We start from the raw sequence: 15,669 nt of genomic DNA, 5'->3' as shown, positions 1-15,669 counted from the left end.
CAAACGAATGTGGATCGGCATGCTGGCGGGCGCTGCACTGCTGCCGCTTGGTGGCCAGGCTGCCTCGACAACCGAACTCACGATCCTGTGGGCAGAATGGGATCCGGCCAACTATCTGCAGGAGCTCGCCAACGAGTATGAGAAGGAGACCGGGGTCAAGGTCACGGTCGAGACCGTGAACTGGCCCGGTTTCCAAGACAAGGCATTCATGGAGTTCAATGCCCACTCTGATTCCTACGACATGGTCGTCGGCGATTCGCAATGGCTTGGAGCCGGCGCCACGGAGGGTCACTACGCCGAGCTGACCGATCTCGTGAAGGAGAGCGATCTGACCAAGGTCATGACCCCGGCGTCGATGACTTATTATTCCGAATATCCAAGGGGCAGCGGACGCTACTGGGCCGTTCCGCTCGAGGCCGACGCGGTCGGCTGGGCCTACCGCAAGGATTGGTTCGAGGATCCCGCCGAAATGAAGGCCTTCAAAGAGAAGTACGGCTACGACCTCGCCCCGCCGAAAACCTGGATGCAGCTGCGCGACATCGCCGAGTTCTTCTACCGACCGCACGCCAACCCACCGCGCTATGGTGTCGCGATCTATACAGAGCAGCACGGCGACGGGCTGATCATGGGCTTCATGTCCGAATTGTTCAGCTATGGCGGCGAGCTCGGGAACTACAGCACTTGTGCGGTCGAAGGCATCGTTAACTCGCAGCAAGCCATCAAGGCGCTTGAGGCTTACAAGGAACTCTATTCCTTCACGCCGCCGGACTGGGGTAATACCACCAATCGAGAGGAAGACCTGGCGATCACCGGGGGGCTGGCGGCAATGAGTATGAACTTCTTCGCCTTCTTTCCGGCGCTGGCGAATCCAGCGATAAATCCGAACGCCTCCGTTACTGGATTCTTCGCCAGCCCGGCTGGACCGGGCGGGGATCGATTCACGGCGCTGGGGGGCCAAGGTATCTCGATCGTCTCTTATTCGCGCAAACAGGCGGAAGCCAGGAAGTTCCTTGAATGGCTCGCTCGCGACGACACGCAGCAGAAATGGGCGGACCTTGGCGGCTATACCGCCGACGCCCACATTCTGGAGTCGGAGAAGTTCCGCAACGCTACGCCGTACAATGAAGCGTTTTATCAGAGCCTCTTCGTGGTGAAGGACTTCTGGGCAGAACCCTACTACGCCAAGCTCGTCGATCAGATGAACGCACGTCTGGCACCCTACCTGCTCAAGGATGGGGGATCGGCAAAGGAGACGCTCGACGGGATCGCGGCCGACTGGAAGATGACGATCGCCGAAAACGGCTGCAAATAGACGCCCTTGATCGCAAAATTGCGTCGCAAGGCGCGCGGCCTGGGCCTACCAATCGAGCCGCGCTCTCGAATGTTATTACGCCAATTGCTGCACTTTGTACATTATTCGCTTGGATTTCCATTACTTCTAATTGGCATCCGCCAAGGATGTTCTTGCAGCAATTCACGGATGGAAATCATTCGAGTGGGGCAGAGACGGACGCGGCCATCACCCAGATTCTCCAAAAGAGCTTCCGTACAGGAATGGCCGTTAGAGACTTGAAGTTTTCGTTGTCCGATGAGGGATTTCGAGACGTTCCGCCACCGCCGCCTGATTGCGTTCCTGTGGAGAAGCAAGCAGGGGCGCGAACAGTCTATACACCCTGCTATGACAACAGCAATCATATGGAATATTCGTGGACGATCGGATTTGTGTGCAGCGAGCACATCTACGTCAAATGGTCGACGGACGAAGACGGCAACGCTATTCGTCTTGAAGGCCACCACGGCAGTGCTTGCCTTTAGGTTGGGATGCAGGGCGGCAGAGCATTGCGACGCACCGTCTGGCTTCAATGTTCGAACGCCAGCGGCGGCGCGATCCTGTCCCGGCGCAGCCAGCGCGCCAGAAGCAGCGCCGCCACCACGGCCAGCCCGCTGGACAGCCCCATCCAGATGCCGACGCCGTGAAAGCCGAAATGAAAGGCGAGCAGCACGCCGAGCGGCAGGCCGACGCCCCAATAGCCGATCGCGGCATAGATCATCGGCACCTTGGTGTCGTGCAGGCCGCGCAGCATGCCGGCCGCAACCGCCTGGGCGCCGTCGAAGACCTGGAACAGGGCGGCAAAGATCAGGAACGACACGGCAAGCGCGATCACCCTGGCGTTGGCCGGGTTGGCGAGATCGATGAAGGCGCTGATCAGGAGATGCGGCCACAGGATCATCACCAGCCCCATCAATGCCATGAACGAGACGCCGATGACGAAAGCGGTCCAGCCGGCACGCGACACCCCCTCCGGGTCGCCCGCGCCATGGGCAAGCCCGACGCGTACCGTCACCGCCTGGTTGAGGCCGAGCGGCACCATGAAGGAGATCGAGGCGATCTGGATGGCGATGGCGTGTGCTGCCAGCGAATCCGCGTCGATCAGGCCCATCAGCAGCGCCGCGGCATTGAAGATCGTCACCTCGAAGGCGAGGATGCCGGCAATCGGCAGGCCGAGCCGCAGCAGGCCCTTGAAACGCGGCCAGTCGGACCGCCAGAAGCGGCCGAACAGGCGGTAGCGCCGGAACTTCTTCTCCCACATGACCACTACGGCCATGCCGACGAACATCAGCGTGCTGGAGAGCGTCGTGGCAAGGCCCGAGCCGGCGATGCCCATGGCAGGAACGCCGAGATTGCCGAACATGAACACCCAGTTGAACAGGGCGTTGCAGGCGACGGCGACGAAGACGATGATCAACGCCCAGCCCGGCCGCTCCAGCGCCGAGATGAACGAGCGCAGCACGATATAACCATAGAAGGGCAGCACCGCCCACTCCAGCCAGCGCAGGTAGATGCCGGCCTGATGCGCCAGCGCGGGCTCCTGGCCCATGGCCAGCAGAATGGCCTCACCGTGCCAAAGCACGAGCCAGATCGGGATCGAAATCAGGATCGCCAGCCACAGGCCCTGGCGCACGGTGCGGCGCAGGTCGCGCACGGAATGGCGGCGGCGGCCAAGCTCGGTGGCGATCATCGGCGAGGTCGCCAGCATCAGGCCGAGCCCGAAGATCAGCGGCATGAAATAGAGGTTGGCGCCAAGCGCGCCGCTGGCCAGCGTGTCCGCACCAAGGCGCCCCATCATCATGACGTCGGTGGCGGTCATCGCGGTCTGGCCGAGATTGGTCAGCACCATGGGCCAGGCGAGCGCCAGCGTCGCCCTGATTTCCTGACGCCAAAGATTTTCCGGCGCGCGAGCGCCGGCTCCGATCGCAGACATTGTTCCGCTCTTCCAGGCGCGGCACGTCGGCGAAAAGCCGGAAGCCGCATGTCAAACCGCAAAACCTTCGGCTTCGCTGCGTTTGCGTCAGCTTTTGTACGAAACGCGACATGAAGGCAAGGGAGGAGGTGCCGGAACAGATTGAGCCAGGCAGTCGGCCTTGGCTCTACCCGATCGCGTCGAGCGCTTGCCGCTGCCGGTGCATCTCCAGGAAAATCCGGTAGTCGCGATCGAAGCGCGCGCCGGCTGCCGGATTGGCGGCGCGCGTCTTGCCGCCCTGCTGCATGGCAAGACAGGCGGCGTTGAGATCGGAGAACAGCCCTGCTGCGGTTGCGGCGACCATGCCGGTGCCGAGCAGCACCGCCTCGTCGGCCAGCGGCTCGACCACCGTGCAGCCGGTCGCGTCGGCGTAGAGTTCCATCAGAAGCGGGTTCTTGGTGTGGCCGCCGGTGACATGCAGCGTGTCGATCAGATAGCCGTTCTCGTTCAACGCCTCCAGCACATGGCGCACGCCGAGCGCGATGCCGACGGCGGTGCGCCAGTAGAGCTTGCACAGGCTGTCGAAGGAGGAATCCAGCGTCAGCCCGCTGACGACGCCGACGGCGTGCGGGTCGGCGAGCGGCGAACGGTTGCCGTGGAAATCCGGCAAAACGTGCAGCCTTTCGGCCAACTTCTCGCCCTCGGCGGCGCGCAGTTCGGCGACACGCTTGGCGATCCTGGCGTGCATGGCGGCGTCCGGCTCGCCGCCGGCGCCGTGCCAGCGGATGATGTGGTCGAGCAGGGCGCCGGTGGCCGACTGGCCGCCTTCCGACAGCCACAGCTTCGGCAGCGCCGCGCCATAATAGGGGCCCCAGACGCCGGCGAAAGGCTGCGGGTCGGGCGACATCGCCATCACGCAGCTCGATGTGCCGGCGATCAGCGCCAGATGCCGGCCGATACCCTGTTCGTCGCCGGCGAAGCCGCCGAGCACGCCAAGCGCGCCGGCATAGGCATCGATGACCCCGGCGCCGACACGGCATTTTTCCGTCAGGCCGAGTTCGGCCGCCGCTTGCGGCGTCAACTGGCCGATGTCGGCGCCAACCGGGCTTGCCCTTTCAGGGAGATTACCGTGGTCGAAAAGATCGTCGAGCCCGACGATTTCGAAGAAATCGCGTTGCCATGCGATTTCCTGGTGCGCCAGATAGGTCCATTTGGCCGTCAGCGTGCATTGCGAGCGGGCCAGCGAGCCTGTCGCCTGCCATGTGAGGAAATCGGTCAGATCGAATAGATAGCCGGCTTCATTCCATGTCCTTGGCAGGTTGCGCTTCAGCCACATCAGCTTCGGCGTCGCCATTTCCGGCGACATGACGCCGCCAATATAGTTGAGCACCTCGTGGCTGCTTGCCGTGCATTCGTCGGCCTCGGCAATGGCGCGGTGGTCCAGCCAGACAATGGTGTCCCAGCGCCTGTCGCCCGACACCGAGACACTGAGCTGTTCGCCCTGTCGGTCGCGCACGACCAGTGAACAGGTGGCATCGAAGGAGATGCCGACAATATCGTCAGCGGCAACGCCAGCTTTCTGCCGGGCGGCGTGCACGGCGGCGCAGACGGCGGACCAGATATCGCGCGAATCATGTTCGGCGTGATCGGGCTTTGGCTGGTTCATGGCGATCGGCCGGTCGGCGCGGCCAAGCAAGGTGCCACTGGTGTCGAGAATGCCCGCGCGAGCGCTCCCGGTGCCGACATCGACCGCGCAGACAAACTGTTTCGTCAAGATGCTCTAACTCTCGCTCCCAGGCCTGCAATCAGATCGGGCAATTGCAGCATGTCAGCGAATATAAAGTCAGGTTCGGTCGACGCAAGCCGCGCTTTCAGGGCCGGGTTGCCGGCATGCGACCCGCCGGTGAAGGCGAAGACACGCATATCAGCCGCGCGCGCCGCCGCGATGCCGGCCGGACTGTCCTCGATGACGAGGCATTTGCGCGGCTGCGCCCGCATGCTGGCGGCGGCATGGAGGAAAAGATCGGGCGCCGGCTTGCCCCTGGCGACCATGGCAGCGCTGAACAGATGCGGCTCCATGAACCCGAGCAGGCCGGTGACGTCCAGCGCATAACGGATGCGTTCCAGCGTGCCGGAGGAGGCGACACAGAATGGTTGGCCGAGCTTGGGAAGCATCTCCTTGACGCCGGGGATCGGTTTCAGCTCTTCACGGAACTTGCGCATGAGATCGACACGCATGGCGGTGAGATGCTGATCGGTGATATCGAGCCCGAAATCGCGGCCGAGGATCTCGCGCACGCTTTTCATGCTCTTGCCGAGGAAATGCTCATAGGCGGCGTCCTCGCCGATGCTGCCACCGGCAAGTTCGATCATGCCGAGCAGCGCCGAGACGGAGAGCGCTTCGCTGTCCACCAGCACGCCATCGCAGTCGAAGATGACCAGTTCAGGCGTCATGGCGTCGGATGGCTCTCAGAGCTTGCCGTCGAGATAGCGTGTCAGCGTGGCGCGCGCGCCATTGGCCCACAGCACGTTGAGCGCATGGGCAAACGCCTCGACGAATGCCGTGGCGCGGCCGACATCGCCATAGATGTCGTCCATGGCCAGCCAGGCGGCGGGTGCGTCCTTCGCCGCCTTTGCCGTCGCCTGCAGCCGGTCCCAGCTCGGGTCGTTCGGCTCGATTACGGCGCCGCTGTCGGTGGTACCGAAGCAGTAGCGGCACCACAGCGCCGATTCCAGCGCTAGGCCGGCGACGCTTTTTCCCGCCTTCAGGCGGTCGGCGATGGTCGGGATGATGAATTTCGGCTGGCGGTTGGAGCCGTCCAGGCAAAGCCGGCGCACCGTGTCGCCGATCTTGGGGTTGGAAAAGCGCTTCTCGATGAGTTGGTAATAATCCTCCAGCACCGTGTCCGGCACCGGCGGCACGGTCGGAATGATCTCGTCATGTTCGAGCTTGTCGAGAAAGCCGCGAACCAGCGGCTCCTGCATCGCCTCATGGACGAAATGGATGTCCATCAGCCCGGCGGGATAGGCAATGGTGGCATGGCCGCCATTGAGGATGCGGATCTTCATCAATTCATAGGGAGCGACATCCCTGACGAACTGCACGCCGACCTTCTCCAGCGCTGGGCGGCCGGCGGTGAAATGGTCCTCCAGCACCCATTGCTTGAACGGTTCGCAGAATACCGGCCAGCTGTCCTCAACCCCAAAGTCCTTGGCCAGGATGCCGCGCTCGCGATCCGTGGTGGCCGGCGTGATGCGGTCGACCATGGCGTTCGGAAAGGCGACATTGTCGCTGACCCAGGTCGCCAGGTCCTCGTCGATCAGGCGGGCGAGCCCGATGACGCCATCCGAGGTGACATGGCCGTTGTGAGGGATGTTGTCGCAGGACATCACGGTGAACGGCACGATGCCGTCGTCGCGGCGGCGCATCAGGCCGGCGAGGATGATGCCGAACACCGTCTTCGGCACAGCGCCCGGCTGGGCGTCGGCGACGATGTCGGGATGGGTCGGATTGAAGACGCCGGAGGCCGGGTCGATGAAATAGCCGCCTTCGGTGATGGTCAGCGAAACGATCCTGATCGCCGGGTCGGCCAGCCGTTCGATGATACCGGCCGCATCGCCCGGCATCAGGAAATCGACCATCGCGCCGGTGACGCGGGCGCTCATGTGGCCCTCATCCTGTTCGACCACGGTGGTCAGCCAGTTCTGCTCTTCCAGCTTAGCGCGGCCGATCTTCTCGCCGGCGAAGACGCCGGCGCCGACCAGCGCCCAGTCGTGGCCGAGTCCGGCATTGAACAGGTCGTCGAGATAGACGGCCTGATGCGAGCGATGGAAGTTGCCGACGCCGAAATGCACGATGCCGGCCTTCAATTTGGAACGGTCGTATTTCGGTCCCGCGACGTTGGCGGGAAGCCTGGCGAGATTGGAAGAAGAGAGTTTCACGGTCATCTGCTTTACCCTTTGGCCGGGCTGCGGCCCTTGATCATTCTCCCTCTCCCCGTCCTTCACGGGGAGAGGGTAAGGGTGAGGGGCAGCGCCAACGCTTCTGATGTCTGCGATGCCCCTCATCTGCCTGCCGGCCTCCTCTCCCCGCGGAGGTACGGGAAGAAGAGGCCGCCCCCCTCAACTCATCCACTGGCCGCCATCGACGTTGTAGGTCTGGGCGACGATGTATTCGGCGTCGCTGCTGGCCAGAAACACCGCCATGCCGGCAAGATCCTGTGCCGTGCCCATGCGTCCATAGGGCACACTCTCGCCGACCAGCCTCTTCTTCTCGCCCTTCGGCCGGTTCTCGTATTTGGCAAACAGCGAATCGACGTGGTCCCAGTGCTCGCCATCGACGACGCCGGGCGCGATGGCGTTGACGTTGATGCGATGCTTGATGAGGTCGAGCCCCGCCGACTGGGTCAGCGAGATGACGGCGGCCTTGGTGGCGCAATAGACGCCCACCAGGGCCTCGCCGCGCCGTCCGGCCTGGCTCGCCATATTGATGATCCTGCCGCCCTTGCCCCGCGCGATCATCGAGCGTGCCGCCGCCTGCAACATGAACAGCGTGCCGGCGACATTGACGGCGAACAGCTTTTCATAGCTCGCCCTGGATATTTCGACGATCGGCGCCAGGTCGAACAAGGCGGCGTTGTTGATCAGGATGTCGAGGCCGCCGGCCTTGTCTTCCACCGCCTTTACCGCGGCGTCGATGGATGCCTGATCCGTGACGTCGAGCTTCACCGCATAGGTGCCGCCGCCAATCTCGGCGGCTGTCTTCCGAGCGGCCTCGAGGTTGATGTCGGCAATCGCGACGATAGCGCCTTCGCGCACATAGGCTTCGGCGAAGGCCTTGCCGATGCCGCGCGCCGAACCCGTGATCAGCGCCGATTTGCCAGCCAGTCGCATGCTTACATCGCCTTTCCGTCAGGACCGAAGCGATGCAGCTTGGCTTTGTCTGGCGTCAGGTAGATCGTGTCGCCGTGATGGACGGCCAGTTCGCCGTCGGCGCGGACCGTCAGTGGGCCGACGCTATCGGCCTGGACATGCAGGAACGTGTCGGATCCCAAATGCTCGGCCACGCCGACAGTCGCCTTCCAGTCGCCCGCCGTTGTCGAGATCTGCATGTGCTCGGGTCGGATGCCGATGGTCTTGGCGCCGTATTTGGCGGCGGGCGCGCCCTCGATGAGGTTCATTTTAGGCGAGCCGATGAAGCCGGCGACGAACAGATTGTTCGGGCTTTTGTAGAGCTCCATCGGCGAGCCGACCTGCTCGATGTTGCCCGCGTTCAGCACGACGATCTTGTCGGCCATGGTCATGGCTTCGACCTGGTCGTGGGTGACGTAGACCATCGTGGTCTTGAGCTGGTGGTGCAGTTCGCTGATCTCCAGCCGCATCGTGCCGCGCAGCGCCGCGTCGAGGTTGGACAGCGGCTCGTCGAACAGGAAGGCCGAGGGCTGGCGCACGATGGCGCGGCCGATGGCGACGCGCTGGCGCTGGCCGCCGGAGAGTTGGCCCGGGCGGCGCTCGAGATAGTTGGTGAGGTTCAGGACGCGCGCTGCGTCCTTCACCTTCTTGTCGATCGTCGCCTGATCCTCGCCCGCCATCTTCAGCGGGAAGGCGATGTTCTTGGCCACGGTCATGTGCGGGTAGAGCGCATAGGACTGGAACACCATCGCGAGCTTGCGCTTGGCCGGCGCCTCGCCGGTGACGTCACGGCCGTCGATGTTGATGGTGCCGCCGCTGGTGTCCTCCAGCCCGGCGATCAGCCGCAGCAGCGTGGACTTGCCGCAACCCGACGGGCCGACGAAGACGACGAACTCGCCATTCTCGATCACCAGGTCGAGGCCGGGGATGATGGAGGTCGATCCGAAGGATTTGGAGACGTTCTTGAGCGTGATGTTTCCCATGATTTCCTCCCCGAGGGGTTATTGTCCGTCGTCCATTGCTTGCGGCGGTATTATTTCACGGCGCCGAATGTCAGCCCGCGCACCAGCTGTTTCTGGCTGAACCAGCCCATGATCAGGATCGGCGCGATCGCCAGCGTCGAGGCCGCCGAAAGCTTGGCCCAGAACAGACCTTGCGGGCTGGAGAACGAACTGATGAAGGCGGTGAGCGGCGCGGCATCCGTGGTGGTCAGGCGGATCGTCCAGAACGCCTCGTTCCAGGCCAGGATGATGTTGAGCAGCATGGTCGAAGCAATGCCCGGCACCGCCATCGGGGTCAGCACATAGATGATCTCGTTCCATAGCGAGGCGCCGTCCATGCGCGCCGCTTCCAAGATCTCGCCGGGGATTTCGCGGAAGTAGGTGTAGAGCATCCACACCACGATCGGCAGGTTGATCAGCATCAGCATCACCATCAGGCCGATGCGGCTGTCGAGAAGGCCGGTGTCACGGAAGATCAGGTAGATGGGGAACAGCACGGCGACCGCCGGCATCATCTTGGTGGACAGCATCCACATCAATATGTCCTTGGTCCGCTTGGTCGGCGAGAACGCCATCGACCATGCCGCCGGTATCGCCACCAGCAGGGCGAGGATGGTCGAGCCGACCGAGAGCAGCACCGAGTTCAGGAAGAACTTGAAGTAGCCGCTCTGCGCCTGAACCTCGGAATAGCTCTCGAATGTCCCCGACGGGATCAGGTTGAAGCCCTGGATCGCCTCCTGTTCCGACTTGAACGAGGTGATGATCGTATAGAGGATCGGGAAAAAGATCAGCAGGGCGACGATCCAGGCGGCTGCCGTCGCGATGGTCTTGTGCCGGGTGGTGACTGCGCGTGCCATCTTTTCCTCCTTACTTGTCCAGGTTCTTGCCGACGGCGCGCATGGCGAAGAAGGCGACGATGTTGGCGAGAATGACGGCGATCACACCGCCCGCGGATGCCTGGCCGATTTTGAACTCCAGCAGCGCCTTCTGGTAAACGAGGAAGGGCAGGTTGGTGGAGGCGTAGCCGGGGCCGCCATTGGTGGTGACCAGGATTTCGGCATAGACCGAGAGCAGGAAGATCGTCTGGATCAGGATGACGACGGTGATCGCCCGCGACATGTGCGGCAGCGTCAGATAGATGAAGCGGCTGATGAAGCCGGCGCCGTCCATCTCGGCGGCTTCCTTCTGCTCGCCGTCGAGCGACTGCAGCGCGGTCAGGAGGATCAATGTCGCGAAAGGCAGCCACTGCCAGGCGACGATGATGATGATTGCCGTCATCGGATGCTGCCCGAACCAGTCGATTGGTTGTGCCCCGAAGAAGCGCGCTATGTCGGCGAACACGCCATATTGCGGGTGCATGATCATGTTCTTCCAGACCAATGCGGCCACCGGCGGCATGACGAAGAACGGCGAGATGACGAGGATGCGCACGATCCCCTGACCCCACATCGGCTGATCGATGAGCAGCGCCAGCAGGATGCCGCCGATCACCGTGATCAGCAGCACGCTGATGACGAGTGTGAGCGTGTTGAGGATCGATTGCAGGAAGGCCGGGTTGGAATAGAAGAGCTTGTAATTGGAGAACCAGACAAATCCATCGTGGACCGGATTGAGCGGGTTGTACTGGAGGAATGAGAACCAGATGGTGAAGATCAGCGGCACGATCATCCAGACGAACAGCAGCACCACGGAAGGCGCCATCATGAATCGGGCAAGCGAACGGGTCTGCTGAGTAGCCATGACGGTCACCCTTCAAGGATCAGGCTGAATTTTCAGAGGCATTGAAGACGGCCGCCCGAACTGGGTTTCGGGCGGCCGTTGCCGGTCAGCAAGCTGGCCGGCATTCGGCACCGGGAGGAGCCTTACTTGATATACCCGCCCTCGGTCATCGTCGCGGTGGCGGCGTCCTGGGCCTGCTTCAGCGCATCGTCGACGCTCGACTGGCCGGCAAGAGCCGCCGAGAAGAGTTGGCCGACGGTGGTGCCAAGACCCTGGAACTCAGGGATGGCGACGAACTGCACGCCGACATAGGGCACCGGCTTGACGGTCGGATGCGTCGGATCGGCGGCGTTGATGGACTCCAGCGTCATCTTGGCGAACGGAGCCGCCTTCTGGTACTCGGGGTTGGCGTAGAGCGAGGAGCGCGTGCCCGGAGGAACGTTGGCCCAGCCTTCCTTCGACGCGACGAGCTCCGCATAGTGCTTGCTGGTCGCCCACGACACGAACTTCTCCGCGGCGTCAGCCTTCTTGGTGCCGGCGGGAATGGCCAGCGACCAGGCCCACAGCCAGTTGCCGCGCTTGCCCAGGCCGTTGTCGGGCGCCAGCGCATAGCCGACCTTGTCGGCGACGGTCGAATTCTTCGGATCGGAGACGAAGGATGCCGCGACGGTGGCGTCGATCCACATGCCGCACTTGCCCTGCTGGAACAGCGCCAGGTTCTCGTTGAAGCCGTTCGACGAAGCGCCTTCCGGACCGTCGGCCTTCATCAGGTCTACGTAGAACTGCAGCGTCTTCTTCCATTCGGGCTGGTCGAACTGCGGCTTCCAGTTCTCGTCGAACCAGCGGGCGCCGAAGGAGTTCGACATCGCGGTCAGGAAGGCCATGTTCTCGCCCCAGCCGGCCTTGCCGCGCAGGCAGACCCCGTTCACGCCGTTGGCGCGGTCGGTCATCTTGTCGGCGGCCTGCTTGATGAAGTCCCACGTCGGCGCGTCGGGCATCTTGAGGCCGGCCTTCTCCATCAGGTCCTTGCGGTACATGACGAAGGAGCTTTCGCCGTAGAAAGGCGCGGCATAGAGCTTGCCGTCGACCGAAAGGCCACCGGCGATGGCCGGGATGATGTCCTTGACATCGTAGTCGGCGCCGAGCTTGTCGAGCGGCAGGAGCCAGCTCTGCTTGGCCCAGATCGGAACCTCATAGGTCCCGATGGTCATCACGTCATACTGGCCGCCCTTGGTCGCAATGTCGGTGGTGACGCGCTCACGCAGGACGTTTTCCTCGAGCGTGACCCAGTTGAGCTGGATGTCGGGATTGGCCTTGGTGAAGTCGTCGGTCAGCTTCTGCATGCGGACCATATCGCCATTGTTGACGGTGGCGATGGTGATGGATTCGGCATGTGCGGCGAAGGCGAGGGCGCTGGCCGACAACAAGCCCAGGGTGAGCGTGCGAAGTTTCATCAAATTCCTCCCATAAACCAAGATGAGCATTTGCCTTGGCTGTGAGCAATTACTCACTAAGTCTTAATTATGTCAAGACGGATTCGATGCTGCAGCGCAGCACGCGACCCCAGAACGGCGACAAACGGCCGAGGATCGGGGGCGCAATGGTCGGGTTACCACCGCCTGAAGAAAGGCAGCGGGATCAAAATCTCTGAATCGTATGTTGGTTCCGTCGCCTGCCGATCAGCAGGCGATTTCAGCCAACAGCCAGTCGCGGAAGGCGCGGATCTTCGGCACGTTGCGGCGCGCTTCGGGATAGACCAGCCAGTAGGCGTGGCCATCGTCGCCGACCAGGTCGAAGGGCTGGATCAGGCGGCCGTCGGCGAGTTCGGCCTTGAACAGCGCTCTGGTCAGGATCGCCACGCCATGGCCGGCGATCGCGGCATTGGCCTCGTAGGCCTGCGCGCCCATGCTGCTGCCGGGCCGCTTGGCAAGGTCGTGCGCGTGCACGCCGGCGGTTTCGAACCACTGTGTCCACCAGATGTCACCGGGATCGAGGATCGGCAGCCGCAGCAGGTCGGCCGGCTCCTTGATGCCGCCAATGCTCGCAGCGAGCTTGGGGCTCAGCATCGGCGTGAAATCGGCGTCAAGCAGCTTGTGGGCTTCCAGCCCCGGCCATTTGCCGCCGCCCGAACGGATGGCGAGGTCGACGTCCTCGCGGGCGAAATCCGTCAATCGACTTGACGTCTCCAGCCGCACCGCGAGGGACGGATGAGCGATCTGGAAAGAGCCGAGGTGGTGCGCCAGCCAGTTCGAGGCGAAGGTCAGCACAGTCGTGACGCACAGCAAACCATCCGCGCCGCCACGCGCCGCGGCATAGGCCTGGCCGAGAATGGCAAAGGCTTCGCTGACAGCTGGTGCCAGGCGCTGTCCGGCTTCGGTCAGCGCAATCTGGCGTGGGCGCCTCAGGAACAGCGGCGCGCCGATCCGCTCCTCCAGCACCTTGATCTGATAGCTGACCGCCGCCTGCGTCATGGCAAGCTCCTCGGCGGCCTTGGTGAAGGAAAGATGCCGCGCCACCGCTTCGAACACCCGGATCGCCTGCAGCGGCGGGAGCTGCGAAACCTGGCGCGAGCTGAGGTCCGGCATAAAACCTCCTTATGGGTCCTTATCGACGTTCGATTGGCAAAGCTGGCCGGTAAGACCGACATTCAATGTCAACCCGTCATTCGGGTTCAGGATAGCGAAGGTTGACGATCATGACCATGGCGCAGCAAAAGTGCACTCCCGCTCCGGATCACCGCTGGATTTCGTGGCTCACGGACGGTTTTGGCTGGTTCGCGATCAGAAAAAGGGCGCATCTCGACATCAGGGACCTGTCGCCGCATCTGCAGCGCGACCTCGGTTTCCTCGATGGCAACGACCCTTTCGGGCGGCACAGATAGCCCTGTTGGCTTTATCGCGACGCAGACGACATCGGCCCATTCCGCCGGCAGCAGCGGCTGTCGGTCAGACGCCGGCCAAAAGGGCGGTCGCCGTCCGCTCATCGGTGATGAGCCCGTTGACCAGACGGCGGTTCACGGCCGCCAGTATGCCCGGCAGCTTGCGCTCGCCCATGGCCAGCGCAATGACCAGCGACTTCTCGCGCGATGGCAGCGACGCCGACGACACCCGGTCGTTGGTGATGCCTTCGATCATCCGTCCGTCGCGATCGAACACCCAGCCGACGATCTCGGCGATGCCGCCTGCCTTCTGCAAGGCCTTCAACTCGGTTTCGGAAATGAAGCCGTCCTCGTAGAGCGGCGCCTTTGGGCCGAGGTCGCCGATGCCGACGAAGGTGACGTCGGCTTCGGCGGCGAGCGCCAGCGTCGGCTGGATCATCGGCTGGTTGAGCAGCATCTCGCGCTCCTGCGGCGAGGAGGCGATGACCGGCAGCGGCATCGGGAAGGAGCGCGCCTTGACCCTGTCGGCCATGGTGAAGATGACGTTGTAGAAGGCGGCCGAACCGTCCGGCGAGATGTTGCCGGTCAAGGACACCACCTTGTGCTGCGGACATTCCATCGGCGGCAATTGTTCGATCGCCGCCTTCAGCGTGCGGCCTGTGCCGATCGCGAGCACGATCGGAATCGGCGATCTCAATCGCCTTTCGATCTCGGCTGCAGCCGCCTCGGCAATGCCGATAGTCGTCGACGACGAGGTCGGGTCGCTCGGCACAACCTCGACGAGGTCGAGCGCGAAGCGCGATTTCAGCCGCGCCGCCAGGTCCAGGCAGTTGGCGATTGGATGGTCGACGCGGACCTTGATCAAGCCTTCCGACACAGCCAGCGACACCAGCCGCTGCGCGGTCTGCCGCGAGATGCCGAGTGTGGCTGCGATCTGGTCCTGTGTGTTGCCGGCAACATAATAGAGCCAGCCGGCGCGCGCCGCGTCGTCCAGCCTGTTGCTGCCGCCATCCTGCCGGGTATTCACGTCCTGCCTCCCAAACCCGCTGGTCACACGAGCGGTCCGCTTCTAGTTTCGCAGGGAACGGCTCTCTGCGCAATTGTCAATCTCAAGAGCAAATGCTTGCTTTGCGTATCCGGGTTGATTTTGCCGCACGATGTCTTTGCCGGGCCAAGCGGGTGCTCTTGTTCCCGGCCGATGGCACGTTCTGTCGCTCGGATGGTTTATCTCCCGGTGTAAACCCTTTAAGGGATCGCAAAAAAGGAGCGCTGCATGACACCGAAGGCGGTTTTCTGGGACATGGACGGCACGCTGGTCGACAGCGAACCGCTGCATGCGGCGGCCCTGGTGGCTGCAATGCACAATGCCGGCCTCGAGCCGCCGGCCGACCTGCACGAGCGCGTGCTGGGCGTTGCCGCCTGGCCGGTCTACGAGATGATGCGCGACGAGTTCGGTCTTGATATGCCTTTCGACGACTGGATCATGCGCAAGTACGAGCACTATCTGCCATTGGTGGAAGGTCTCAAGCCGCGTCCCGGCGCCGTCGAGGTCTTCAATGAATTGCGCGCGCTTGGCGTGCAGCAGGCGGTGGTCTCCAATTCGGACCGGATGATCGTGGACGCCAATCTGCACATGGTCGGGCTGACCTATCCCGGCATGAAGTCGATCAGCCGCAACGACGTGCGCGAAGGCAAGCCGCACGCCGAACCCTTCCTGCGCGCCGCCTATCTCGCGGGTGTCGATCCCGCGCACGCGGTTGCGGTCGACGACAGTTGGCCGGGCGCCATGGCCGGACTGGCGGCGGGGATGAAGACGATCTTCTGGCCGGAAGCGCCGATGGAAGGGCCGCCTGGCGCTATCGTCATCAACAGCGCGGTGGAATTGCGCAGGGAACTCGGGCTCTGAGCGAGAATTAAC

The 15,669-nt window shown here is 63.2% G+C and carries 14 protein-coding genes; 3 read left to right on the top strand and 11 right to left on the bottom strand.

The features are described 5' to 3' along the window. Positions 1-19: 19 nt before the first annotated feature. Complete coding sequence (locus FJ930_RS24675) at positions 20-1,312, top strand: extracellular solute-binding protein (protein ID WP_246677016.1); 1,293 nt, start codon at positions 20-22, stop codon at positions 1,310-1,312. A gap of 547 nt (positions 1,313-1,859) precedes the next feature. Here the strand turns inward: FJ930_RS24675 and FJ930_RS24670 are convergent. From FJ930_RS24670 to gcvA, 10 genes are all read right to left on the bottom strand, one after another. Continuing rightward, on the bottom strand, positions 1,860-3,263 hold the full coding sequence (locus FJ930_RS24670; RefSeq protein ID WP_141840466.1) for an MATE family efflux transporter: 1,404 nt from the start codon (positions 3,261-3,263) through the stop codon (positions 1,860-1,862). Between the two features lie 166 nt (positions 3,264-3,429). After that, positions 3,430-5,016 carry an FGGY-family carbohydrate kinase gene (locus FJ930_RS24665; RefSeq protein WP_141840465.1) on the bottom strand — a complete coding sequence of 529 codons (1,587 nt, stop codon included), beginning with the start codon at positions 5,014-5,016 and terminating at the stop codon, positions 3,430-3,432. Then, entirely contained in the window at positions 5,013-5,696 is a 684-nt protein-coding gene (locus FJ930_RS24660; protein WP_141840464.1) for an HAD family hydrolase, read from the bottom strand. Before FJ930_RS24660 ends, FJ930_RS24665 begins: the two co-directional genes overlap by 4 nt. 15 nt (positions 5,697-5,711) lie before the next feature. Further along, positions 5,712-7,190: a mannitol dehydrogenase family protein gene (locus FJ930_RS24655; protein ID WP_141840463.1), complete on the bottom strand. Its 1,479-nt coding sequence runs from the start codon at positions 7,188-7,190 to the stop codon at positions 5,712-5,714. Positions 7,191-7,364: 174 nt separating this feature from the next. Next, positions 7,365-8,135 (bottom strand): L-iditol 2-dehydrogenase, encoded by a 771-nt coding sequence (locus tag FJ930_RS24650; RefSeq protein ID WP_140744034.1) that lies wholly within the window; start codon positions 8,133-8,135, stop codon positions 7,365-7,367. Positions 8,136-8,137: 2 nt separating this feature from the next. After that, complete coding sequence (locus tag FJ930_RS24645) at positions 8,138-9,136, bottom strand: ABC transporter ATP-binding protein (RefSeq protein WP_140744036.1); 999 nt, start codon at positions 9,134-9,136, stop codon at positions 8,138-8,140. 50 nt (positions 9,137-9,186) lie between these two features. Then, positions 9,187-10,011 carry a carbohydrate ABC transporter permease gene (locus FJ930_RS24640; RefSeq protein ID WP_140744038.1) on the bottom strand — a complete coding sequence of 275 codons (825 nt, stop codon included), beginning with the start codon at positions 10,009-10,011 and terminating at the stop codon, positions 9,187-9,189. 10 nt (positions 10,012-10,021) lie between these two features. Then, the gene (locus tag FJ930_RS24635) at positions 10,022-10,894 is read right to left on the bottom strand and encodes a sugar ABC transporter permease (protein ID WP_140744040.1); all 873 of its coding nucleotides are present in this window, start codon (positions 10,892-10,894) and stop codon (positions 10,022-10,024) included. 122 nt (positions 10,895-11,016) lie between these two features. Further along, entirely contained in the window at positions 11,017-12,327 is a 1,311-nt protein-coding gene (locus FJ930_RS24630; RefSeq protein WP_140744042.1) for a sugar ABC transporter substrate-binding protein, read from the bottom strand. Positions 12,328-12,552: 225 nt separating this feature from the next. Then, positions 12,553-13,458: a transcriptional regulator GcvA gene (gcvA, locus tag FJ930_RS24625; RefSeq protein WP_141840462.1), complete on the bottom strand. Its 906-nt coding sequence runs from the start codon at positions 13,456-13,458 to the stop codon at positions 12,553-12,555. 110 nt (positions 13,459-13,568) lie between these two features. On the opposite strand from gcvA, the gene FJ930_RS24620 reads away from it, so the two are divergent. Continuing rightward, complete coding sequence (locus FJ930_RS24620; protein ID WP_140744113.1) at positions 13,569-13,754, top strand: hypothetical protein; 186 nt, start codon at positions 13,569-13,571, stop codon at positions 13,752-13,754. A gap of 64 nt (positions 13,755-13,818) precedes the next feature. Here the strand turns inward: FJ930_RS24620 and FJ930_RS24615 are convergent, their stop codons facing one another. Next, positions 13,819-14,778, bottom strand: a complete 960-nt coding sequence (locus FJ930_RS24615; RefSeq protein WP_140744046.1) for a sugar-binding transcriptional regulator — start codon at positions 14,776-14,778, stop codon at positions 13,819-13,821. Between the two features lie 246 nt (positions 14,779-15,024). Between FJ930_RS24615 and FJ930_RS24610 the strand changes: the two genes are divergently transcribed. Further along, the gene (locus FJ930_RS24610; protein ID WP_140744048.1) at positions 15,025-15,657 is read left to right on the top strand and encodes an HAD family phosphatase; all 633 of its coding nucleotides are present in this window, start codon (positions 15,025-15,027) and stop codon (positions 15,655-15,657) included. The last annotated feature ends 12 nt before the right edge of the window (positions 15,658-15,669 follow it).

This window comes from Mesorhizobium sp. B2-4-15 (assembly GCF_006658505.1).
In the GTDB taxonomy this organism is placed as follows: Bacteria; Pseudomonadota; Alphaproteobacteria; order Rhizobiales; family Rhizobiaceae; genus Mesorhizobium.
This window is presented reverse-complemented; position numbering and strand designations above follow the sequence as displayed.

Bases quoted from the DNA above. Each gene is read 5' to 3' on its own strand.
- FJ930_RS24610 (WP_140744048.1), top strand. From the start codon at position 15,025: ATGACACCGAAGGCGGTTTTCTGGGACATGGACGGCACGCTGGTCGAC.
- FJ930_RS24670 (WP_141840466.1), bottom strand. From the start codon at position 3,263: ATGTCTGCGATCGGAGCCGGCGCTCGCGCGCCGGAAAATCTTTGGCGT.
- FJ930_RS24655 (WP_141840463.1), bottom strand. From the start codon at position 7,190: ATGACCGTGAAACTCTCTTCTTCCAATCTCGCCAGGCTTCCCGCCAAC.
- FJ930_RS24630 (WP_140744042.1), bottom strand. From the start codon at position 12,327: ATGAAACTTCGCACGCTCACCCTGGGCTTGTTGTCGGCCAGCGCCCTC.
- FJ930_RS24650 (WP_140744034.1), bottom strand. From the start codon at position 8,135: ATGCGACTGGCTGGCAAATCGGCGCTGATCACGGGTTCGGCGCGCGGC.
- FJ930_RS24620 (WP_140744113.1), top strand. From the start codon at position 13,569: ATGACCATGGCGCAGCAAAAGTGCACTCCCGCTCCGGATCACCGCTGG.
- FJ930_RS24660 (WP_141840464.1), bottom strand. From the start codon at position 5,696: ATGACGCCTGAACTGGTCATCTTCGACTGCGATGGCGTGCTGGTGGAC.
- FJ930_RS24635 (WP_140744040.1), bottom strand. From the start codon at position 10,894: ATGGCTACTCAGCAGACCCGTTCGCTTGCCCGATTCATGATGGCGCCT.
- FJ930_RS24645 (WP_140744036.1), bottom strand. From the start codon at position 9,136: ATGGGAAACATCACGCTCAAGAACGTCTCCAAATCCTTCGGATCGACC.
- FJ930_RS24640 (WP_140744038.1), bottom strand. From the start codon at position 10,011: ATGGCACGCGCAGTCACCACCCGGCACAAGACCATCGCGACGGCAGCC.
- gcvA (WP_141840462.1), bottom strand. From the start codon at position 13,458: ATGCCGGACCTCAGCTCGCGCCAGGTTTCGCAGCTCCCGCCGCTGCAG.
- FJ930_RS24675 (WP_246677016.1), top strand. From the start codon at position 20: ATGCTGGCGGGCGCTGCACTGCTGCCGCTTGGTGGCCAGGCTGCCTCG.